This is a genomic window from Virgibacillus sp. JSM 102003 (assembly GCF_041949995.1).
Taxonomy (GTDB): Bacteria; Bacillota; Bacilli; order Bacillales; family Amphibacillaceae; genus Lentibacillus.
This window is the reverse complement of the sequence record NZ_JBHFQH010000007.1, coordinates 184,714-205,451: the sequence shown is the minus strand read 5'-3', so window position 1 is coordinate 205,451 and position 20,738 is coordinate 184,714. Positions and strand designations below refer to the sequence as shown.

The window sequence follows — 20,738 nt, the reverse complement described above, 5'->3', positions numbered from 1 at the left end:
ATGCTGGAGTTGCAGTCGTAAAGCCCATAGGAGAAAAACGTTCTAAAACAGCGAAATACTTTAAATAAATTTACCATTTTTTGGATAACACGGGCGGATTTACTGACCCTATTGAGTTTTTTGTTTTTAGAGATAAAAACCAACTGGAAAATTTTTACATACCCCATAAAATTAGATAATCCTCTTAAATATCCACAACCTACTTATCACTTGTTAATACATTTGCAAGGCTAGTGATCCTCATTCCGTTAAAAATGAGTTCATCGATAACAGGGGCGAAAGTTATGCTGATTATTATCTGATTTCTAATGTTAGTAGTATTTTATCTTCCAAAACTGCCCCCGATAATCAACGGTTACCCTGTTTATTTCAACCACGCAGCTGAAAAAGCATTATAATTACAGGATCCTTTTACAAATGAACGAAGCGGAGGCGTATTGGGAGTTAATTTCAGAATGTCTTTTTCCATGCTATAATTATTGGAGACAAAGTAAGCGAAGGAAGTGATCATATGGAAAATATAGATAACCAATTGCAAACCCTTATAAAAAATGAACAAACAGAAGCATTCCGGGATGAATTTCTTGATTTGCATCCATATGATCAAGCCGTGTTTTTTATGGAACAGCCAGAAGATATCCGATTACGAATATACATGTACCTATCCCCTGAAGAAACAGCAGAATTTATGGAGAACATCGACCTTGAGGATATTGAACCGTTTTTCATGGAAATGGACCCACGTTTTGCAGCAATGGTATTTGCTGACATGTCAACAGATGACGCAGTTGATATTTTAAATGAACTGGAGAAGGATGCTGTTGTCAGTTTTCTCACGATAATGGACAAAAAAGCTTCCGACGAAATTAAACAGCTCCTGCATTATGAGGAGAAAACTGCCGGCAGTATCATGACAACTGAGTTTGTAGCGATTTATCAAACCAAGACAGCGAAAGACACCATGCAGTATTTAAAGGCTGAAGCGCCAGAGGCAGAAACCATTTATTATTTGTATGTAGTAGATGAAGACAAGAAGCTTGTTGGAGTGTTATCGTTACGTGATCTGATTATAGCAGATAATGATACACTTATTTCTGATTTGATGAGTGAAAAGATAGTCTCCGTATCTGTTGCAAAAGATCAAGAAGAAATTGCCCAAATGATGCGTGATTATGACTTTCTCGCTTTACCAGTAGTTGATTTTCAAAATCATTTATTAGGGATTATTACTGTCGATGATATTTTGGATGTAATGGATGAGGAAGCAAGTGATGACTACTCTAAACTTGCTGGTGTATCCGATATCGACCGGCCAAATGATAATGCGTTTGTCTCGGCAAAAAAACGCCTGCCATGGCTTGTGATATTATCATTTTTGGGAATGCTGACAGCGAGTCTGATTGGCCAGTTTGAAAGTACACTTGATGAAGTGGCAGTTTTGGCAATTTTCATCCCGTTAATCGCTGGAATGGCAGGAAATACAGGAACACAGGCACTTGCTGTTGCCGTTCGCGGACTTGCAAACGGTGATTATGGCAAACAGGGAAAGATGAAGCTTGTCTTACGTGAAGCTGGAACAGGGTTAATTACCGGAACTGTTTGCGGTATAGTAATTACCGTTATGATTTTCCTATGGCAAGGTCAATTTTTCCTTGGGCTATTGGTAGGCTTGTCGATTATGGCAACACTGATTGTTGCGACCCTAGCAGGATCGCTTGTCCCCATTTTGATGGATAGGCTGAATATTGATCCGGCTGTTGCATCTGGACCATTTATTACAACAATAAATGACATTATTTCAATTCTTATCTATTTTGGGATGGCGACAGCATTTATGAACTTTTTGATTTAGGCGAAATACACAAATTCGAAACTGGGTTCATATAATGGTCTGACTAATGGAATACAAAGGAGAGAATGCATGATGGGAGAAAAAAAGTTTGCCAAAAGCCCATTACTCTATATTCATCAACCATCAATAGGAACACCTAAAGCTCCAATGCAGCATCAATACACATCACCGAAAAAAGCACCTGCTGAACAGGTGGTGACTCAGGAAACGAAAAATGTGCAGATGCGTCCCTTAAGACGAGATAATTTTAATAAGAAAAGTGACAGCGAAATAGAAGATACGAATGAAGAAGATGATGATAGTGATGAAAGTTCAGACCAGGAGCGAAAGAAATTTAAGGATATGACATTAAATGAGCGCATTGACTATTTTGTTAATCCACCAAAGCATGTTCCTGCAATGAAATGTGAAGTTAAAACAGAAGAACGAAATTATCGCGGTACCATTGTTGATCTAAAGGAAGAGAATGTTATCATGCGTCTTGGCAGAAGAACATCAACAACAGAAATTCCCTTCGATTCGATTAATGATATTCGTCTTATTGGCTTCTAAAAAAAAGAAGTGCGCCACATTTTGCTGGCGCACTTTTTTGGTTGTTTGATTAGTTAAAAGCTGAAACTGCAGGAAGGCATGTTATATGACAGAAGCAATTTAAATCAACCGTCATGCAGATTCCTGTAGCACGTAAAGGATTTGTGTCCTGGTCTACGGGGTCCTTTGGATTGTTGTCATTATCACCTGGGTCTCTTAATAATTCCACTACAGCACAGCAATCATCCATCACACGCTTAACGCGGAAGTAGAAGCTTGCCTGAACATCCCCGATATCATCTGGATGAGCGCCAAAGCCTTTAAAAGGTTTACAACTATCTTTACAGTATAATATTACTGGTACTGTGTCTAATCCATTGCCATTGTCTGTTTCCCCTAGCAAATCACTGATGGAACGTTCGCAGCTCGTGTCACAGCAATTCTCTACCACATCATTTTGTGCATCAACTATCTCTCTTAAAATATCGCATACACAGCTACCTGTATCAAAGTCTTTTCCACAACCCATGAATTATATCTCCTTCCTAAATGTTATTGACTTGTTGTCTTTAATAGGATATGTGTTTATAGGTATATGGTGTGGGCATTCGTCAGGATAATCGAGATATTTATAATAGAAATTCTTTTTAACTTGGGGCATCTGTCTATACCCATTGAGAAAAGATACATAGACTAATAGCGACCATGAATCTCAAAAGGAGTGTTAACGAAATGTCTGATAACAGAAAAGTCATTCATGTCAAGGACTTAGTAATAAAAGCAGATAATGTGTACTTTGAGCGCCCTGATCGCCGTCGAAGAGATCCTTTTTTCGGAGGTAGACAGGATGACGATGATCAGCGTGTAGAAGGCACAGAAGATACTCGTCATGATGATCGTGATGATGAAAGTTCAAGTTCCGATTCCGGCGATAATCAGGATCGTGGACCATTTTCCTGGATTTAATAAGCAGAAGGATGACAGCTTTTGGTAGCTGTCTTTTTTCTTTAAGGAGTGAGTGAATGCGAGAGAAACGGGATATTCGATTGCTTAAGCAGTTGAAAATAATTGAAAAGCATTTAGCTAAAAATGAAAAATGGTTTCAATATCCAGAGAAGAAAATGCACGTTTTTGAAAAGGAAATGGACGCTTGGAATAAGGAGTTTTTGCAAGGGGTAGCTGATTTTGAAAAGATGATGCATGAATTTGAAAAAAGAATGGAATAATTTCCACTAATAAAGGGTATTGTTAGATAGGTGCCGAATATATATGAATATAATGGTGATCTTGGCAGTTAATGAAGAAATTATAATAGCAGGTGGAAGGGGATGTTCACAGTGGGTTATATTTTACCGATAAATCATTATCAGTATAAAGATTACCAACAGCGTGTAACGGAAGATGAACAGGATCCTTATTACATCGAGAAACCGTATAAAGCTATTTTAGAAGCAAAGCACCAGGATATAGCGAGACAGGAAGGACGACTGAAATCAACTAGAGAATCCGGCTATAAGCTATCTGCTGTGAAATCGCCAACAGCCGAAAAAATACATGCCGATGTAACCGGAAAAGGTCGTTATTTTAGTGATAGTATATGAAAAAAACAAAGAGCCTTGGCCTATGGTGGCAGGGCTCAAATTAATTTACTAATAAGCTACGTTTCTTTCTCAGTAAAAGGCAGGACAAATAATTCGTCTTTTCCTTCATTCCATTCTGCATAAAAGACTTCTTTTACCGAATTAAAATTTTGCTTGATTAATTCCTGTTCCAGCCATTTCTCCGATAAATCTGATTCTCTCAAGTTATCCCATAGGACTTCTCCATCATTAATTAATGTAGTTGGAAGTCTGACAGGTTTAGGAGCGATGTTAAAATCCTGTTTGGTCGTTGTCTGGTGAACGGGTTTTTTCATTACGGATACCGTGCCGTCTGTTTCCAGGATTGCGTATTCCACTTCCGAGATGGAGAATGCATCTTTAGCCCTTAACAGATGCTGCAATTGATTTATATCAAGCTTATTTTTCTTCATTTCTTCCTTTATTAACTTTCCTTTATAAATAACAATTGACGGTTTTCCCTCAAGCAGGGAACGAGAGCCTTTATATTTTTGTGTGATAATTTCTGTCACGTACAAAATAATTCCAGCTACTATTACTGCAAAGGCAATTTCAGTTATACCTGCCTGGTCATCAAAAATTGCGTTTCCTACAAGTTCACCCAAGACTAATGCTGCAATAAAGTCAAATGCAGTCAATTGTATTATTTGTGTTTTACCTAGTACCTTGGTCAATGCAAACAGGGCAAAAAAGCCAAATAATGTTTCAATAAGTATAGGCATTAAATTTTCCATTAGTAGCTCCCCCTCACAGCACATTCAACATTTATGATATCCGAAAAGGGAGTTAGCATACATTAAAAAGCGACAGTCTGGTTTAAAACAAACTGTCGCTTTTCAACTTAATTCTTTTATCATTGCTACATGCGGAATACCAGCATCCATGAATTCATCGGAAATTACCTTGTATCCAAGACGCTGGTAGAAATCAATTGCATGGGTTTGAGCATTCAATTTAGCTTTAGCGTAGCCTTCATTTTTGATGATAGATTCCATCGACTCAATCATTTGTGCGCCATTGGATTTGCCGCGCTGATCCTTGAGCACACAAATGCGTTCTAACTTGCCGTAGCTGTCCACAAAACGTACCCGACTTGCTGCTATCGGCAAGTCATCATCGTAACCAATCAAATGAATGGCTTGCTCGTCAAACGAATCCAGCTCTTCTTCAGGTGGTACGTTTTGTTCATCAACAAAGACTGCTGTTCGTACGTTAAATGCCTGCTGTCTCTGGTCATTTGTCTCAACTACTTTTATTCTCACACTTTCTCTTTCCCGAAAACAAACGATTCATATACTGTCCATGTTCCGTTTTCCAATTGATATAAAAGCTGGAAACGATCTACCGTATCCTCAAATTGAATGTCTTTCATTTGCATGCTGCCAAACACATCGGAATATTCATCTTCTGAAAGCTTCTGGGCAATGGTGATATGCGGTACGAAGTTGTACTCCATATTTTCGGGAAACTTGCCTGTTTGCATTTTTTCGAATAAATCAAGGAGCTGCTGCGTTGGCTCAACCTTCAGATAAATTGTGTTTGTAACCGGCGCAAATGTACTTACTTTATTGATTTGCAGCTTAAACGGTTCTGCTTCGTTTGCAATATACTTTAATTCGGTAACAAGTTCATCAATTGTTTCATCATCCGCTTCAAACGCTTCTTTTAGTGTTAGGTGTGGTGGAACTAGTGCGTAATGCGGGTCATAACGTTTTCGGTAAGAGTTGATATCATCTTGGATTGGTTTTGATGGAAAAATTGCTATACCATATTTTGTCATACAATGAATCCTCCTTTATATTTTTGAAAAACTTACGGTTTAATGCCTTCGTTACACTTATGCAGTTGGACAATAAATATACTCCAAACTGCTAAAAAATGCCTTATTGTATTTTGGTCTATCTTCTATTATAACAAAAAATTACTTCGTGCAGGGAGAAGATTTTCAGAAATTAGTAAATATTTAGCCGAAAAGCGTTGATAATGCTCGCTTTAAATCTTTTTGCCAAAATTTCCACGTATGTTCGCCATCTTCTAATTCATGGTACGTATAGCTCATGCCTTTCTCTTGAAGTAGTTCCTGTAGCTCACGGTTTGGAGTTATAAAATCAGATTGTTTTCCATCGGTTGTATCTACCGCAGTTTCAGCTGTTCCAATCGTATGATAAATATCGATGGAATGCGAGTTTTTTGCGTTTTTAACGGCCTCTGTAACAGTGTCATCAACGTAAGGAGATTGCATGATTACTTTGCCAAATGTGTTTGGATACTTCAATGCTGTCATCAGAGCTAACGTCCCGGCCAGTGAATCTCCCATTAATGCACGGGACTGGCCCATATGATAAGTAGGGAGCAGATCTTCAAGGAAAGGGACTGCCTCGTGCACGAGAAATTTGATATAGGCCTGCTGCTGATCGCCTGCCGGGTGATATTTTTTCTTGCGGTCATATTTATCCTGATAATGAATCCCAACAAACACCGTATTATTAATTTCTTCACTGGCATGCAGTTTATCACTCAACGTAGCAACGCGGCCAAGCTGATAGTAGTCATCACCATCCTGCATAATACAAATGTGGTATTTGTAAAGAGGTGAAAACGATTCTGGCTGATAAAGTTTTAGCGTCATTGTTTCATTTAAATAGTTGCTTTCAATTTCTTTGTCGATCATTGTTCCTTTTCGTCCGATTGTATCCACCTCATTTGAATGTGTCTTTGAAAAATGCAGTTCACAAACAGTCTATCATGTTTGGAATGGATATTCTATTTGTGCTGCTTCAATTGACCTTTGTACAGGTCATAGTAATTTCCTTTTTGCTCGATCAGTGACCCATGGGAACCTTGCTCAATAATTTCCCCATGTTCAAGCATGATTATTTTATCTGCTTCCTGAATCGTATTTAACCGATGGGCAATAGCAAAGCTGGTCCGGCCATGCATCAGTCCTTTTAATGCATCCTGAATTTTTAATTCGGTCACGGTATCAATGTTACTTGTTGCTTCATCTAAAATAAGGATTGATGGGTCGGCCAAAATTGCTCTTGCTATCGTGATAAGTTGCTTCTGGCCTTGGCTGATGCCGCTGCCATCCTGATCCAAAATGGTATTATACCCATTAGGAAGCCGTTCAATAAAGTCATGTGCATTCGCACTTTTGGAAGCCGAAATAATTTGGTCGTTCGTGGCATCCAGGCGTCCGTAACGGATATTTTCCCGGATGGTCCCATTGAAAAGAAATGCATCCTGCAGCACAAACGCCATATGCTGTCGTAAACTTGAACGCTTTATCTCTTTTATATCAACACCGTCAAGCATTATTTTGCCAGAATCATAATTATAGAAACGGGAAATTAAATTGATGATTGTTGTTTTCCCGGCGCCGGTATGACCAACGAATGCTACCGTTTGACCAGAATTGGCTTCAAACGTAACATTCTTTAAGATAAGTGTATCTTCATAGGCAAATGAGACATTCTCGAACCGTACATTTCCATCCGTATGCTCAAACTCTCTTGCAGACTGTTCATCAGTTTCTTCCTGTTCCTCATCAATCACATTGAACACCCGCTCTGCACCAGCCACAGCTGACAGTAGAATATTAAACTGGTTTGACAGCTCATTTAATGGACGGGTGAATTGACGTGCGTATTCAGTGAAAATGACGATAACCCCAACTGTAATAATCTCTTCAATTGCAAGAATACCACCGACCAAAGCTATCAGGCCAAAGCTTAGAAAGTTCAGCATGTTCATGACTTTCGGGATAAATCCTGAAATTGTCATCGCCCAAAAGCCAGAGTGCTTGAGATCTTTGTTCCGATCTTTAAACTCATTAATCACACGCTTTTCCTGGGAAAAGGTTTTGATTACATGCTGTCCTGAAACAGTTTCTTCAACATACCCGTTCAACTCACCCAAATGATTTTGCTGCAGTTTGTACAATGGACCAGTACGCTTAGTGATCCAGCGTATTCCAAGAATCATTGCTGGGATAATCGTCATTGTAACTACTGTCAGGAGCGGACTCAGGATAAGCATGACAACAAACGTACCAACAAGGGTCAGGATACTCGCAAAAATCTGAATAACAGACTGGTTAAGTGTATTATTAATATTATCAATATCATTGGTAATCCTGCTCATCAATTCGCCATGCTGCCGTTTATCAAAATAGGATATCGGAAGGCGGTGGAACTGATGGAATAGGTTTGAACGCAGCGAATAGACCGTATTCTGCGCAATGCCTACCATCCAGTAATTTTGTAGAAAAATTGATACCGAATGGAATAGGTAGATAATTACAAGCCAAATTAATAGCATCCCAAGTCCTGCTGCTTCTTGTGTCACAATGTAATCATCGATCGCCATTCCGACCATAAAGGGGCCAAGCAGACTCAATCCGGAACTGATTAGCACCATGAAAATCACAAGTGCGAGCATTGCCTTTTCACGAGCAAGATATGACCAGATTCGCTTGATCGTGCCAGAGGTGTTGCGGGCTTTATCTTTTTTATCATGTTGTATATTCTCAAGCGGAATTTTTTTATATTGAAAAGGGCGTTTAATAGCTTTGAGTGGCATCAGGAAGCTCCTTTCCAAACTGTGATTCTACAATTCTGCGGTACAGGCTGGACTGTTCCAGTAGTTCATCATGTGTACCAAGGGCAAGTACTTCACCATAATTTAGCAGTAAAATACGATCTGCACGCATGGCAGTGGATATTTTTTGGGTGATGATTAGCGTTGTGCAATCATCATGATGAATGGCATCGAGCAACCTGGATTCAGTCGCAAGATCTAGAGCACTTGTACTGTCATCAAGCATAAGTATTTTCGGTCTGCGGATCAATGCGCGCGCAATTGAAATCCGCTGCTTCTGCCCGCCAGATAGATTGACCCCTTTTTGACCAATTTTTGTATCGTATTGGTCAGGCAAGTCCATAATCGTGTCATGAATTTGCGCATCCCGTGCCGCTTGAAATACATCCTCCTGTGATGCATGTTCTTTTCCCCATGCAATATTATCCGTGACGGATCCAGTGAACAGGAGGGGGTTCTGAGGAACATAGCCAATGCTCCGCCTAAGCTGTTCCAATGTATAGGATGTAATCGGTTCATCATCAATATAGATAGTACCGTTCTTAACATTGTACAGCCGTGGTATTAACTGGAATAATGATGTTTTACCAGAGCCTGTAGCACCTATTATCGCAAGCTTTTCACCTGGATTTACCTGGAATGAAATGTTCTCAAGAACTGGTTCTTTTTGGTTTGGGTACTTAAACGAAACGTCATCAAACTCAATTTTTCCACTGGGTACGGCAGCGTCATTCCGCGCATCCTGATGATCAACAAGGTCAACATTAACACCAAGCACCTGATTCAAACGTTCGGCAGACGCTTTTGCACGTGAAAATGCCAGTATAATAAAAGTAAACATCGAAATCGCCATTGCCACACGTAACGCATAATTCACTATTGCAACAACATCCCCGACTGATGTTTGCCCATTTACCGCCAGTGAGTTCCCGTACCATAAAATGAAAATAAGGCTTAAGTTCATTACAAATAATAAAATCGGCATTGATGCTTCAATAAAGCGGAATGTTGACCGCGTCATTGTCGCAAGATCGCTATTTGCTTTGGTAAATCGTTCTTCCTCATGATTACGGCGCAGGAACGCTTTTATCAACCGCATTCCAGCAAGATTTTCCTGCATTACGCGGTTTACATTATCAACACGGCTCTGCACTTTATCAAACATCCGGCTTGCAACCTTAAGCACCCATACTATAAAAACAACAAGAAGCGGTACCGTAATCAGGAAAATCAGTGCAAGCTTTACGTTCACAATAAATGCCATCACCACACCACCAATAACAATCAATGGTACCTTTGTCATAATCCGCAATGCCATAAATATCGTATTCTGAAGCTGGCGGACGTCATTCGTAAACCGCGTCACAAGCCCGGATGTCGGATATTGATTCAAATTTGCAAACGAAAACGACTGAATCTTATGAAACAGCTTCTCCCTGACATCATAAGCAAATCCCAGACTCGTATGCGATGCATAAAAGGAATTGATAATCCCCGCTATAAACGCAGTAAACGCAAGGCAAATCATAATCAAGCCCCACATTGTAATACTATCAAGATCCTTATTCATAACCCCATCATTAATCATCTTTCCAAGAAAGAAGGGGAGAAGCAGCTCAACCATAAGCTCAATCATCGTCAGACTGTAGGCCACTGAAATAGGAATTTTATACGGCTTCAAAAAAGAAAAAATGTTCTTCACGTTAGGGACCCCCTGATGCAAGTTATCGCTACCTTGAAGTGTGTAAAACCTATTATAATAGGAATGCGTTTTTATTTCGAGTGTGGAAGTTTTTTGCGCTTTTGAGGGGGGCGGACGCGTGAAAACTGAATAAACCCGGGTGAATCCTGAATGTTGTGGAGCGAATCCTGAATTCCTGGTGTTGAAAACTGAATAACCGCCGAATTACCATATGAAGACTGAATAATCGCGGCGAAAACTGAATAAACCAAGGTGCTACTAGTTGGAGGAGCGAGTGTGGCGTACTTAGTCCAAAAACGTGCAGCTGTCGCTTTGGGGTGCGGACGCGCGAAAACTGAATAAACCGGGGTGAATCCTGAATATTATGGCACGAATCCTGAATTCCTGGTGTTGAAAACTGAATAACCGCCGAATTACCATATGAAGACTGAATAATCGCGGCGAAAACTGAATAAACCAAGGTGCTACTAGTCGGAGGAGCGAGTGTGGCGTACTTGGTCCAAAAACGTGCAGCTGTCGCTTTGGGGTGCGGGTGCGGACGCGCGAAAACTGAATAAACCCGGGTGAATTCTGAATGTTGTGGAGCGAATCCTGAATTCCTGGTGTTGAAAACTGAATAACCGCCGAATTACCATATGAAGACTGAATAATTGCGGCGAATACTGAATAAACAGAGGTGCTACCAGTTGGAGGAGCATGGGGGTTATTTTGAGTACTTAGTATAAGCATTTCTATTAACAGAAAAAAGCTGTGAAACCTTTATATACAAGGTTTCACAGCTTAATAACTTTGATGATTCCGATTGGGCTCGAACCAACGACCTCATGCCTGTCAAGCATGCGCTCTCCCAGCTGAGCTACGGAATCGTATAAATAGTAAATATCAGACAACTATAACTATATAGTAGAGTGATAAATTCTGTCAATATATTTTTCACCTCTATATTATAATACATCCTGCTCCAAGCACAAATCCAGGAGTGATAGCCCACAACAAGGAGCCTGATCTTCGCTCATTAAACAGATTTCTTTCCATTCTTCCGGTTTTGTAATAGCATAGTTCAAGTGACTACGTAGAATTTAGCAATTGGAGGAACAACTGATGTCTGATCGCAACAAAGGCATTATTTTATTACTAGTATCAGCTTTAGGTTTTTCGCTTATGGGCGCTTTCGTGAAACTTTCCGGTGATTTGCCAACAGTGCAAAAAGCATTTTTTCGAAATATAGTAGCGGCTATTATTACATTAGGCTTCGTACTGCATCATAAAGAAAGACTGTTCGGAAAAAAAGAGCATCAGAAGCTTCTGCTTTCCCGTTCTGCACTTGGGACAGTTGGAATCGTTTTGAACTTTTATGCCATTGATCGTCTTGTTTTATCTGATGCCGAAATGCTCAATAAACTCAGTCCGTTCATTCTTATTATATTCTCGGCTGTTTTCCTGAAAGAAATTGCGCGCCGGTTTCAGGTCTTTGCCGTAATCGCAGCGTTTATTGGCGCATTATTCATCATTCAGCCCGAATTTTCCGTCGAGATTTTCCCGTATATCATTGGTGTACTAGGAGCGGTGTTCGCTGCTGGTGCTTATACATTTCTTCGGGTTTTGGGAAATAAAGAAAAATACTATACCGTCGTTTTTTACTTTTCTTTTTTCGCAACAGCAGTTTTGCTGCCATTCACAATTCTTTTTTACGAACCAATGAGTATAAAGCAATGGGTGTTCCTTATCATGGCTGGGTGTTGTGCCACCGTCGGCCAATTTGGAGTGACGCTTGCTTATAAATTTGCACCAGCCAATGAAATATCGATTTTCTTTTATTCGACTGTCGTTTACTCGGCATTATTAAGCATTGTTCTATTCGACCAAATTCCGACAATACTCAGTGTCATTGGCTATATTATCATCTTTGGTTCATCGTTCTATATGTTCCTGAAAAATAACCGAATGGACATGCAGAAAGCAAAGTAGGCAATTTTATAAAAATAAGATAGCTTGAGAGCAGGAGCAGTATCTATAATGATGCTGCTCAATTTTAATTTCGTATGATGAGATTATTTACCACTGACCGTGCATATAATCAAGTAGAAACGTTAGAACAGTTTATTTCAGGCAGTATTCAGGAAAAGTTACATAGATAAATTACTCGCTTAGGGAGTGATGTTCATGAAAGTGCTCGTAACTGAGTTAATGTGGGATGATGGAATCAAAGAGCTTAAGCGCAACGGCTATTCCGTGGATTATGATATGGAATTGGGGCGGAAAAGAAGTGAACTGCTTGAATTGGCACCGGCTTATGATGCACTCATTGTCAGGAATGAAACAAAGGTCGATGCAGAATTGCTTGATGCAGCAAAAAATACTAAAGCCATCGGCCGTCTTGGTGTTGGCCTTGATAACATTGATCTTGAGGCGGCAAAAGCAAGAAACATGCCAGTCATCCCGGCCGTACATGCGAATGCCACGTCGGTTGCGGAGTATGTAATGGCATCGATGCTGGATGCCTATCGTCCTTTGGCTGAAGCAGATGCCGATGTTCGCAAGGGTAATTGGGATCGAAAGTTTTTTACAGGATATGAATTAAACGGGAAAACACTTGGACTTGTCGGAATGGGTGAAATTGCTCACCGTGTTGCCAAACGGGCAAATGCTTTTGGAATGGATATCATCGGCTACGACCCATTTGTTAAACCATTTGATCATATACTCGCAGAAACCGGAGTTCGCCCGGTAAAAACGCTTGATGAACTGCTTACTAAATCGGACTTTGTTTCGGTACACGTTCCGCTGACAAAAGCAACCCGACATATGATCAACAAAGATAATTTTAAATGCATGAAGCCCAATGCTTATGTGATCAATTCAGCAAGAGGCGGAATCGTACATGAACAGGATCTAGTGGAGGCTGTACAATCCAGGGAAATTGCTGGGGCATACCTTGATGTACTGGAAACAGAACCTGTTCAAAAAGGCTCTCTACTTTCCAAGGTTGAATCCATCCACCTGTCTCCGCATATTGCTGGTTTGACAGATGAATCGCAATCTCGTACAGCTATGCTGGTTGCCAAAGAAGTGATGAAGGTACTTGAAGGCGGCAAGTCACTTTGTACGGTTGTATGATTTGCGTTATGGCTTTACTTGTGAAAAAGCATGACAAAACAGGCTGAGGCTTGTTTAAGCTTAATTTGAATCATATATGGAAAGCATGACGCCACTTATTAGAGGTGGCGTCATGTTTTCTTCACTCTTTTCTTTTGAAGAAATTCTCGAACTTCTTCAGCTGTTATGCCTAAATCTCGTGCCAAAGAGATTAAGTAAACCCAATCCTTGTCCAGGTTTGCTTTAGCCATACTTTCTTCCTCCTGTAACTTAAGCTTCTTTGAAATAAGTATTAACTTATTTTCAGAATAATGTGGAAACGAATTGCTTTATTAAATCTTACCAAAGCTTATCAGGAAATAATACTTAACTTTTGGCTATTTTCATTAACAAAAACCTAATCAAACTGCTAATTTTGATTTAACCAAGGATCTATTCCAGGATATTCAATTCCCGTGCCTTTTCTACAGCCTTCGTTCGATTATTAACATCCAGCTTATTGTAAATTTGTGTTAAATAAACTTTTACTGATCCAAGCGAAATATACAGTTTGCCGGCAATTTCTTTATTTTTCATCCCTGACTTCACAAGTTGTAACAGTTCCATTTCACGTTTTGTCAATAAACTCTGCTCGGGTAATTCTTGACTTTCTGGTGTATGGTAGATTTCTTCCTGTTCATATAAAGTTAATAATTTCTTCGTATATGTTGTTGGATTACTTTGGTGTATCTCATTTAAGATGGTTGCAGTGACTTTTCCTTCATCCAGAAAGATGCGCAGATATAATTCAGGTTCTGCCAGATTAATAGCCTGTTCCATAGATATAACTGATTTTTGCAAGTTATTTTGTAAGTAATGGATAATGCTCTCGAGGATGAATACTTCAATCAAATCTCCAATCCTTACCTTCATTTCAACGTAATTCTTTTGGTTATTTAGCAGGGTTTTAGCTGATTCATATTTTCCTTTCATGATTAATGCCCGTACTTTTGTGATGTTCTGAAATGCATTTAAGGGTGATTCCGGAAAAGGATCCGATCTATAAACTGCAGATACGTTATTGAGCCAATCGTCCACTTCATCTATTTTTCTTTCCTTTATATAGAGTCTTGTTTTGAATGCTTCTGTTACAGCAAACCAGTGTTGTGGAGGATCCATTTGTTTTAATTGGTTTTCTAAATTTAAAATTACGTTCCATGCAGCACCTGTCTCTCCTTTGGAAATATTATATTTTGCCTGCAGGAAATAGACTGGAACAAGAACACCAATCATTTGGTTTTTCACACTGATTTCTTTCCCTCTGTTAATAAAATACCGGACCTGATCCCATTCACACCATTCATAATGTATTTCTGCAAGGATGATTGAACCATACGCGACCACCGCAAGTCCTCTTTGTCTTAATAAATTCCGTAAATTAGTATACAGTTCATGAGTTGATTTCAGCTTTCCAGAAGCTCCAAGAGGTCCTCTTATTACGAACGCTTCAACACCGTTAAAGTCAACACCAGCTTGCAAATAACGACTCACCGTCAACATTTTATTTGCAGCTTTTGTTAGACTGTGGAATGCCTTTTGAGGTTCATGACGAATGATAGCCATGTATCCCTGAATTGCTAGGATCTCTGCATATTGGTCAATCGTTTTACTATCAGTTTGTTCCATTAATACAAGAGCTTCCGCCAATTTTTTATCAGCACCGTCTAAATCCTCACTGAGCGCATGAATCCATGCGTGTATCAGCAATAAATCGCAGTTCTCCTCTCGAAATTCAAGCGGAAATCGATTAATCCATTTATTCAGAAATAGTAATTCTCGTTTTCTGAGTAAATTCGGAGCACATCTTAGGAGCCACTTAATTGCCAAGTTAAAATGTTCGCCTCGTAATGCATACTCTGTGGCTTTTTGGTGAAAGCCATGTTGTCCGGTCCATTCTGTAGCCTTCTTATATAAGGATTTTATTGATTCACCATGATTTCTCTGTAAAAAATACTGCATAGCTTCCTGGAAAAGTGGGTGAAAACGAAACCATTTTTCATTGTCCAAAACATCAATAAAGATATTTCTGTTCCATAACTCCTGGATAAGGTTTTCTGCATTATCAAATCCTGTTACTGCCGCACATAACGGAGTCGTAAAGTCATCTAATACTGACGCTCTTAACACAAATATTTGCAGTGAATCAGGTAGTTTGTCCAATACTTGTTTAACGAAGTATTCCGAGATAAATTTATATGTACCATCCAAATGTTTAACTGATAAAGGACAATTTTTCGATAAATATGCTAAATTAACTCCGGTTATCCAGCCTTCTGTACGTTTTTCTAAAAGGTTAACTTCATCGAGTGAGAGTTGTAAATCTAACAAAGAACAGTAATCCTGAAATTCTTCATAATTTAAACGAATCCCATTCATATCCAATTCACATACTTGTCTGTCCAGACGAAGATAGTGAAGGGAGAAGGGAGTTTTTTCACGACTTGACAGTACTAAATGGATGTGTACTGGAACATTGGTAATTAAATATTCTACAGCAGCATGGATCCATGGGTGTTCTATATTATGGTAATCATCAAATACCAGAACAACTGGTGATTTTAATAAGCTTAACGTACTAATAAGTGGTTCCAGGACTGCCTCGATAGAATTTAAATCCAGATTTACAGTTTGAAAACTGCCATCTTTTATTTCAGGAAAATTAGCTTGGATAGAAGCCATAACGATCTGCAAGAATTCAGTCGGATTATCTACCGGTTTATCAAAAGAAGTCCACACTGAAAGTAGCTTACGGCTATTAAGCCATTGAACAATTGCAGTAGTTTTTCCGTAGCCTGCGGGGGCAGTAATCAGTGTAGCTTTTCCTTTGACACTCCTGTCCATATATTCTGAAATACGTTCTCTTGGGAGGATATGGTGATTCTGATAAGGACCTATCATTTTTGTTGGAACATGTAAAAAAAAATTTTTATCAAATGACATATAATCACCTAAACGTAGAAATGACATATAATTCAAAATTACTACAAATATAGTGGAATTATTATAGAATAACCATAATAATAGTTGATATGGTAGTATTGAAGTCATTATATAGGACATTTGATCTATATAAAAGGGATTCGACAAAATAACTGAATATGTGACAATGTAGTTAGTATAATAAAATAATTAAGTAACCAAAGACTCCAGTCCGCAGTCGACTATAGCAGACTGGAGTCTTTGAATATTACGTCAAATTAATTAGAAATCCTGTTCTACTATTTCTCTTGGATGAACAGGGAAGGGAAGACAAACGATTTATTACAAGAACGATAAAAAGGCGAATCTACTATTTCAAAATCCGTCATAAGATAGGAATAGCATTGCATCTTCTTGATGTGTAACCCTGCTGTAATCAGCGAAGCGTCATATGCACGCAAAAATAATATATTCCTGTAAGTTACTTTCAAATTATGATTTTCTTCTAAATTTAAGTAACTGCCTAACTCCTGAATCCAATCATTTTCGGTATATTGCTCTTCAATCATCCATATACGTACAGGATTTTCTTCTTTAAACATATCCTGAAATTTATGAAATATACCCACGATATCCTTAGGTTCATTCTGAAGTATTATCTCCTGGTCGATGAAATAAATATGTTCTTTTATTTCGCTTTTCGTTAAGAAATTTTCCAGTCGCTGCTGAATCTGTATGTAATTCCTGTTTTGTTCGATGACAATACAATAACTGCCTTTTTGAACTCCAGTAGTAAGAAATGTTACTACATGTTCAAGGTACTTATCGAAATTACTAAAGAGGTACAGTATATCCCCTCTATTCATACTTCTAAAATATTCAGGTATATGGCGATATGAAGGGGATTCCTGATCAATATTAAGCGTATCCTGAAAAAATATCATAGGATCAAAATTTAAAACTTTTGCGATGTTATGAGCAATGTCAAAACTGGGATTACGCTTTCCAGTTTCAATTTGTGAATAAAAAGCCCTATCAATATAAGCATCTAAAGCCACTTTTTCCTGCGTGAATTGTTTTGACTTACGAAGCCGGATTAACCATTCTCTCTTCATAAAACCCCCCCAGTCATATTTTACAAATTTTCAATACTATCTCCTTTAGGTAATAAGAACAATATGCCTTCGTTTGTGGCAATTCGACACATTTCGCTTTTTACCTTGATTTGAAAGCATCCTGTAGGTAACATTTATTATATTAAATAAAAAGATAGATATTTGCTAAGTAATATTATACCATGAAAATTCTGATTTATTTTCAATAGATTAAATATAATTATAAATAGGGGTATTAATATGATGACATATTTAAGTGACGAAGCGTTATTAAACGCATATAAGAAAGCGTTGAGACTAAGACTGGAAAGAGATTTTCTTGAGTTATTGATGGTTGAACTTGATAGAAGGGGAATTACTTTCAGAAATTATGAAGCAGAGGTATTGACCGATATGACTGCAGAATGAACTATAATTTAGTTGTTTTCTAAAAAAATTATTGCTATTGATCTAAACGGCAACACGGATTAAGGGTAACCGATTCGAAGTGGAAAGTGTGTCTGGCTCTTTGGCCACATAGCTGAAATAACGCTGCCTTGGGATTAGTTATTTGCTTCGGAGGAACGAAATGAGGATCTACTTCAACTGTTTGGCGGGTCCTCATTCCGTTATTTGCCCTAAAACCCTCATTTTAAGCTCAGGTTCGGATCCTCATTCCGCTATTTCTCAATTTTGTCTCAAATTTGGCTGATTTTCTGCTTTTAGCGGAACGAGGATCCGTCTCACCCCTTCAAAAGCACCTTTTCCACTATTTAGCGGAATGAGGATTCACTTCGATTGTTTGGCGAAGGCTCATTTTAAGTAACAGTACTTCATCCTCTTAGTTATTCGGTGGTCTCCTTGTTGTTCCACAGGAGGTTGGCCAGCCATCCTTAGGTGAGCAAGAATCTCATAGCGCTAAAAATTTTTCTAATAGGAGCCTACATCCCCCCTTATTCTTTTTGTTATAATAAAGTTGACGTATGGAGGGGGATTACAATGCATCATTTAGCAGATCAATATAAAGAAGAGATTTTTGAAACAGTTTTTGAGAACGCTTACCATTGCTTTGTTGTAGTAGATGGTGATGGATTCATAACATACATGAATAATACGTATTGTGACTTTCTGGAAACAAATAAACAAGAAGTAATTGGCAGACATGTAACCGACGTCATTGAAAATAGCAGAATGCATATAGTTGCTAAATCCGGAAAGGATGAAATTGCTGATCTGCAATATATCCGTGGTAATCATATGATCGCAAATCGGATTCCTGTACGTTCTGAGGGAGAAGTAGTTGGCGCTGTTGGAACCGTCTTGTTTCGTGATACAAAAGAATGGAAAAAGATGAACAGTCATATTAAGGATTTATTGCTGGAACTGGAACATTATCGCAGTCAATTGAAAAATCAGCACGGAACAACATACTCACTTCATGATATTGTAAGCAGCTCCCAGCAAATGAATGAACTGAAGAATAAAATAAAAAAAGTTTCACCTGGCGATGTTTCCGTATTACTCAGAGGGGAGAGCGGTACAGGCAAGGAACTGTTTGCGCACAGTATCCATCACCTGAGTGAACGAAGTGGTAAACCTTTTATTAAAGTTAACTGTGCAGCGATACCTGAACATTTACTAGAGTCGGAATTGTTCGGCTATAAAGAAGGTGCTTTTACAGGAGCTAAAAAAGGCGGGAAATTAGGTAAGTTTCAGCTTGCTAATGGTGGTACCGTTTTTTTAGATGAAATTGGTGATATGCCATTAAGTGCCCAGGTAAAGATTTTAAGGGTTTTACAAGAAGGAGAAGTTGAAGCGCTTGGGGCAAATGATACACAAAAGATAGATGTACGGATTATAGCTGCCACCAATCAGTCCCTGGAAAAATTAATCGAAGAACAGCGCTTCCGGGATGATTTATTTTACCGGATAAATGTTGTACAGATTCAGATACCTCCACTTCGAGAACGAACAGAGGATTTACGGGTTTTATCAAAATATATTCTTACGAAAGTGACAGAGCGTTCAGGTAAACGGGTTATCGACTTTGACCAGTCTGTATTGGACTGTTTTATGACATACCAATGGCCAGGGAATATTAGGGAGTTGGAAAATGTCATTGAATCTGCGGTCCATTTAACGAATACCGAAATGATTAAATTGAAAGATTTACCAGATCATATCCGGCCAAATTCAAATTTTCTGCAACACAATGGTACGTTAAAGGAAATTCTGAATCACACAGAAAAGCAAACGATCGAAAGAACTTTAAAAAAAGCGAATGGAGATAAGTTAAAAGCTGCAAAACTGCTGGGAATCGGCAAATCGAAATTGTACGATAAGATAAAAAAATATGGAATCTAATCTTTCCGCGATTTCGGAAAAGCATTCCGTATTCGTGGAAACACTATAATAAGTAAGGGCTTACATTACTGTTAGTTAAGAATTGAAATCCATTTTCCGTAAAATCGGAATCTGGATTTTTTTGTTCAAGCTAAAAAAGTCGATATTATGACATTTTCCAAGGATGACTAAAGTTGGCATACTTTTTGCATATTTAAAGACGAGAGGAGTGCAAAAGATGAAAAATACCTATACATCATTTAAGGAAGCAGTTAAGGACATTCAGGATGGTTCCACGATTATGGCTGGTGGATTTGGCCTTGTAGGAATCCCTGAGAATCTGATACTCGCTTTGGTGGAATCGAATGTGAAACACTTGACAGTTATATCCAACAATTGCGGTGTTGATGATTGGGGGCTTGGCCTGATGCTTGAAAATAAACAGATCGATAAAATGATTGGCTCGTATGTTGGGGAAAATAAAGAATTTGAACGACAGGTTTTATCGGGAGATTTAAAGGTTGAGCTTGTTCCTCAAGGCACATTAGCAGAAAGAATTCGTGCGGGTGGAGCTGGAATTCCTGCATTTTATACACCAGCCGGAGTCGGGACCCCGCTTGCGGAGGGTGAGGAAGTGCGAACGTTTGATAATAAAGAGTACTTGCTTCAGACAGCGTTGAAGGCAGATTTCAGTCTTGTCAGGGCAGCAAAAGGGGACAAAAACGGAAACCTTGTGTACAACAAAACAGCCCGGAACTTTAGTCCGTCAATTGCTGCAGCAGGAGCGGTGACAATAGCTGAAGTGGAGCAGCTTGTTGAGCCGGGCGATCTTGACCCAGACCACATTCACACCCCAGGCATTTATGTGCAAGGTTTAATTGAAGGCAAGCAGGAGAAACGGATTGAGCGATTAACATTAAGAAAACAAGCGTAAGAAGGAGGAA

Annotated in this window: 20 protein-coding genes and 1 tRNA gene; 10 read left to right on the top strand and 11 right to left on the bottom strand. The window is 38.9% G+C overall.

All coding sequences use genetic code 11. The features are described from left to right. Nucleotides 1–511 precede the first annotated feature (511 nt). Nucleotides 512–1,852, top strand: a complete 1,341-nt coding sequence (gene mgtE, locus ACE1TG_RS10285) for a magnesium transporter (RefSeq protein WP_375052287.1) — start codon at nt 512–514, stop codon at nt 1,850–1,852. Between the two features lie 69 nt (nt 1,853–1,921). Further along, nucleotides 1,922–2,404, top strand: a complete 483-nt coding sequence (locus ACE1TG_RS10280; protein ID WP_375052286.1) for a CotO family spore coat protein — start codon at nt 1,922–1,924, stop codon at nt 2,402–2,404. 49 nt (nt 2,405–2,453) lie between these two features. Here ACE1TG_RS10280 and ACE1TG_RS10275 read toward each other — a convergent pair whose 3' ends face one another. Next, nucleotides 2,454–2,912 (bottom strand): CotY/CotZ family spore coat protein, encoded by a 459-nt coding sequence (locus ACE1TG_RS10275; RefSeq protein ID WP_375052285.1) that lies wholly within the window; start codon nt 2,910–2,912, stop codon nt 2,454–2,456. Between the two features lie 203 nt (nt 2,913–3,115). Here ACE1TG_RS10275 and ACE1TG_RS10270 point away from each other — a divergent pair, with 203 nt between their 5' ends. The 3 genes from ACE1TG_RS10270 to ACE1TG_RS10260 all read left to right on the top strand — a co-directional run bounded on the left by ACE1TG_RS10270 (nt 3,116) and on the right by ACE1TG_RS10260 (nt 3,984). Next, nucleotides 3,116–3,349 (top strand): hypothetical protein, encoded by a 234-nt coding sequence (locus tag ACE1TG_RS10270; RefSeq protein ID WP_375052284.1) that lies wholly within the window; start codon nt 3,116–3,118, stop codon nt 3,347–3,349. A gap of 56 nt (nt 3,350–3,405) precedes the next feature. Continuing rightward, nucleotides 3,406–3,609, top strand: a complete 204-nt coding sequence (locus tag ACE1TG_RS10265) for a hypothetical protein (RefSeq protein WP_375052283.1) — start codon at nt 3,406–3,408, stop codon at nt 3,607–3,609. A gap of 111 nt (nt 3,610–3,720) precedes the next feature. Beyond that, complete coding sequence (locus ACE1TG_RS10260; protein WP_375052282.1) at nt 3,721–3,984, top strand: hypothetical protein; 264 nt, start codon at nt 3,721–3,723, stop codon at nt 3,982–3,984. A gap of 56 nt (nt 3,985–4,040) precedes the next feature. Here the strand turns inward: ACE1TG_RS10260 and ACE1TG_RS10255 are convergent, their stop codons facing one another. The 7 genes from ACE1TG_RS10255 to ACE1TG_RS10225 form a co-directional block, all read right to left on the bottom strand. Next, entirely contained in the window at nt 4,041–4,736 is a 696-nt protein-coding gene (locus ACE1TG_RS10255) for a DUF421 domain-containing protein (protein WP_375052281.1), read from the bottom strand. Between the two features lie 102 nt (nt 4,737–4,838). After that, the gene (locus ACE1TG_RS10250) at nt 4,839–5,264 is read right to left on the bottom strand and encodes a GNAT family N-acetyltransferase (protein ID WP_375052280.1); all 426 of its coding nucleotides are present in this window, start codon (nt 5,262–5,264) and stop codon (nt 4,839–4,841) included. After that, nucleotides 5,261–5,782 (bottom strand): YjcG family protein, encoded by a 522-nt coding sequence (locus tag ACE1TG_RS10245; RefSeq protein ID WP_375052279.1) that lies wholly within the window; start codon nt 5,780–5,782, stop codon nt 5,261–5,263. The genes ACE1TG_RS10250 and ACE1TG_RS10245 overlap by 4 nt, the downstream gene beginning before the upstream one ends. A 183-nt stretch (nt 5,783–5,965) precedes the next feature. Beyond that, nucleotides 5,966–6,691 (bottom strand): alpha/beta hydrolase, encoded by a 726-nt coding sequence (locus ACE1TG_RS10240; protein WP_375052296.1) that lies wholly within the window; start codon nt 6,689–6,691, stop codon nt 5,966–5,968. A gap of 74 nt (nt 6,692–6,765) precedes the next feature. Continuing rightward, nucleotides 6,766–8,583 (bottom strand): ABC transporter ATP-binding protein, encoded by a 1,818-nt coding sequence (locus ACE1TG_RS10235; protein WP_375052278.1) that lies wholly within the window; start codon nt 8,581–8,583, stop codon nt 6,766–6,768. Beyond that, the gene (locus ACE1TG_RS10230; protein ID WP_375052277.1) at nt 8,564–10,303 is read right to left on the bottom strand and encodes an ABC transporter ATP-binding protein; all 1,740 of its coding nucleotides are present in this window, start codon (nt 10,301–10,303) and stop codon (nt 8,564–8,566) included. Before ACE1TG_RS10230 ends, ACE1TG_RS10235 begins: the two co-directional genes overlap by 20 nt. Before the next feature lie 793 nt (nt 10,304–11,096). Continuing rightward, nucleotides 11,097–11,169 (bottom strand) — tRNA-Val (locus ACE1TG_RS10225). A gap of 235 nt (nt 11,170–11,404) precedes the next feature. Between ACE1TG_RS10225 and ACE1TG_RS10220 the strand changes: the two genes are divergently transcribed. Together ACE1TG_RS10220 and ACE1TG_RS10215 are read left to right on the top strand one after the other, a co-directional pair. Next, complete coding sequence (locus ACE1TG_RS10220) at nt 11,405–12,271, top strand: DMT family transporter (RefSeq protein ID WP_375052276.1); 867 nt, start codon at nt 11,405–11,407, stop codon at nt 12,269–12,271. Nucleotides 12,272–12,466: 195 nt separating this feature from the next. Continuing rightward, nucleotides 12,467–13,420 carry a hydroxyacid dehydrogenase gene (locus ACE1TG_RS10215; RefSeq protein ID WP_375052275.1) on the top strand — a complete coding sequence of 318 codons (954 nt, stop codon included), beginning with the start codon at nt 12,467–12,469 and terminating at the stop codon, nt 13,418–13,420. A 110-nt stretch (nt 13,421–13,530) separates the two neighbouring features. On the opposite strand, the gene ACE1TG_RS10210 is transcribed toward ACE1TG_RS10215, so the two are convergent. From ACE1TG_RS10210 to ACE1TG_RS10200, 3 genes are all read right to left on the bottom strand, one after another. Continuing rightward, on the bottom strand, nt 13,531–13,650 hold the full coding sequence (locus ACE1TG_RS10210) for an anti-repressor SinI family protein (RefSeq protein ID WP_375052274.1): 120 nt from the start codon (nt 13,648–13,650) through the stop codon (nt 13,531–13,533). Nucleotides 13,651–13,831: 181 nt separating this feature from the next. After that, the gene (locus ACE1TG_RS10205; protein ID WP_375052273.1) at nt 13,832–16,405 is read right to left on the bottom strand and encodes a winged helix-turn-helix domain-containing protein; all 2,574 of its coding nucleotides are present in this window, start codon (nt 16,403–16,405) and stop codon (nt 13,832–13,834) included. 251 nt (nt 16,406–16,656) lie between these two features. After that, nucleotides 16,657–17,472: a helix-turn-helix domain-containing protein gene (locus tag ACE1TG_RS10200; RefSeq protein WP_375052272.1), complete on the bottom strand. Its 816-nt coding sequence runs from the start codon at nt 17,470–17,472 to the stop codon at nt 16,657–16,659. 243 nt (nt 17,473–17,715) lie between these two features. Between ACE1TG_RS10200 and sda the strand changes: the two genes are divergently transcribed. From sda to ACE1TG_RS10185, 3 genes are all read left to right on the top strand, one after another. Continuing rightward, nucleotides 17,716–17,880, top strand: a complete 165-nt coding sequence (sda, locus tag ACE1TG_RS10195) for a sporulation histidine kinase inhibitor Sda (protein ID WP_375052271.1) — start codon at nt 17,716–17,718, stop codon at nt 17,878–17,880. A gap of 570 nt (nt 17,881–18,450) precedes the next feature. Beyond that, a complete protein-coding gene (locus ACE1TG_RS10190; protein ID WP_375052270.1) occupies nt 18,451–19,815 on the top strand; it encodes a sigma-54 interaction domain-containing protein in 1,365 nt (454 codons plus the stop codon). Nucleotides 19,816–20,032: 217 nt separating this feature from the next. Then, a complete protein-coding gene (locus ACE1TG_RS10185) occupies nt 20,033–20,728 on the top strand; it encodes a CoA transferase subunit A (RefSeq protein WP_375052269.1) in 696 nt (231 codons plus the stop codon). Nucleotides 20,729–20,738: the final 10 nt, after the last annotated feature.

Bases quoted from the DNA above. Each gene is read 5' to 3' on its own strand.
- mgtE (WP_375052287.1), top strand. From the start codon at position 512: ATGGAAAATATAGATAACCAATTGCAAACCCTTATAAAAAATGAACAA.
- ACE1TG_RS10280 (WP_375052286.1), top strand. From the start codon at position 1,922: ATGATGGGAGAAAAAAAGTTTGCCAAAAGCCCATTACTCTATATTCAT.
- ACE1TG_RS10275 (WP_375052285.1), bottom strand. From the start codon at position 2,912: ATGGGTTGTGGAAAAGACTTTGATACAGGTAGCTGTGTATGCGATATT.
- ACE1TG_RS10270 (WP_375052284.1), top strand. From the start codon at position 3,116: ATGTCTGATAACAGAAAAGTCATTCATGTCAAGGACTTAGTAATAAAA.
- ACE1TG_RS10265 (WP_375052283.1), top strand. From the start codon at position 3,406: ATGCGAGAGAAACGGGATATTCGATTGCTTAAGCAGTTGAAAATAATT.
- ACE1TG_RS10255 (WP_375052281.1), bottom strand. From the start codon at position 4,736: ATGGAAAATTTAATGCCTATACTTATTGAAACATTATTTGGCTTTTTT.
- ACE1TG_RS10245 (WP_375052279.1), bottom strand. From the start codon at position 5,782: ATGACAAAATATGGTATAGCAATTTTTCCATCAAAACCAATCCAAGAT.
- ACE1TG_RS10235 (WP_375052278.1), bottom strand. From the start codon at position 8,583: ATGCCACTCAAAGCTATTAAACGCCCTTTTCAATATAAAAAAATTCCG.
- ACE1TG_RS10220 (WP_375052276.1), top strand. From the start codon at position 11,405: ATGTCTGATCGCAACAAAGGCATTATTTTATTACTAGTATCAGCTTTA.
- ACE1TG_RS10215 (WP_375052275.1), top strand. From the start codon at position 12,467: ATGAAAGTGCTCGTAACTGAGTTAATGTGGGATGATGGAATCAAAGAG.
- ACE1TG_RS10210 (WP_375052274.1), bottom strand. From the start codon at position 13,650: ATGGCTAAAGCAAACCTGGACAAGGATTGGGTTTACTTAATCTCTTTG.
- ACE1TG_RS10205 (WP_375052273.1), bottom strand. From the start codon at position 16,405: ATGTCATTTCTACGTTTAGGTGATTATATGTCATTTGATAAAAATTTT.
- ACE1TG_RS10200 (WP_375052272.1), bottom strand. From the start codon at position 17,472: ATGAAGAGAGAATGGTTAATCCGGCTTCGTAAGTCAAAACAATTCACG.
- sda (WP_375052271.1), top strand. From the start codon at position 17,716: ATGACATATTTAAGTGACGAAGCGTTATTAAACGCATATAAGAAAGCG.
- ACE1TG_RS10190 (WP_375052270.1), top strand. From the start codon at position 18,451: ATGCATCATTTAGCAGATCAATATAAAGAAGAGATTTTTGAAACAGTT.
- ACE1TG_RS10185 (WP_375052269.1), top strand. From the start codon at position 20,033: ATGAAAAATACCTATACATCATTTAAGGAAGCAGTTAAGGACATTCAG.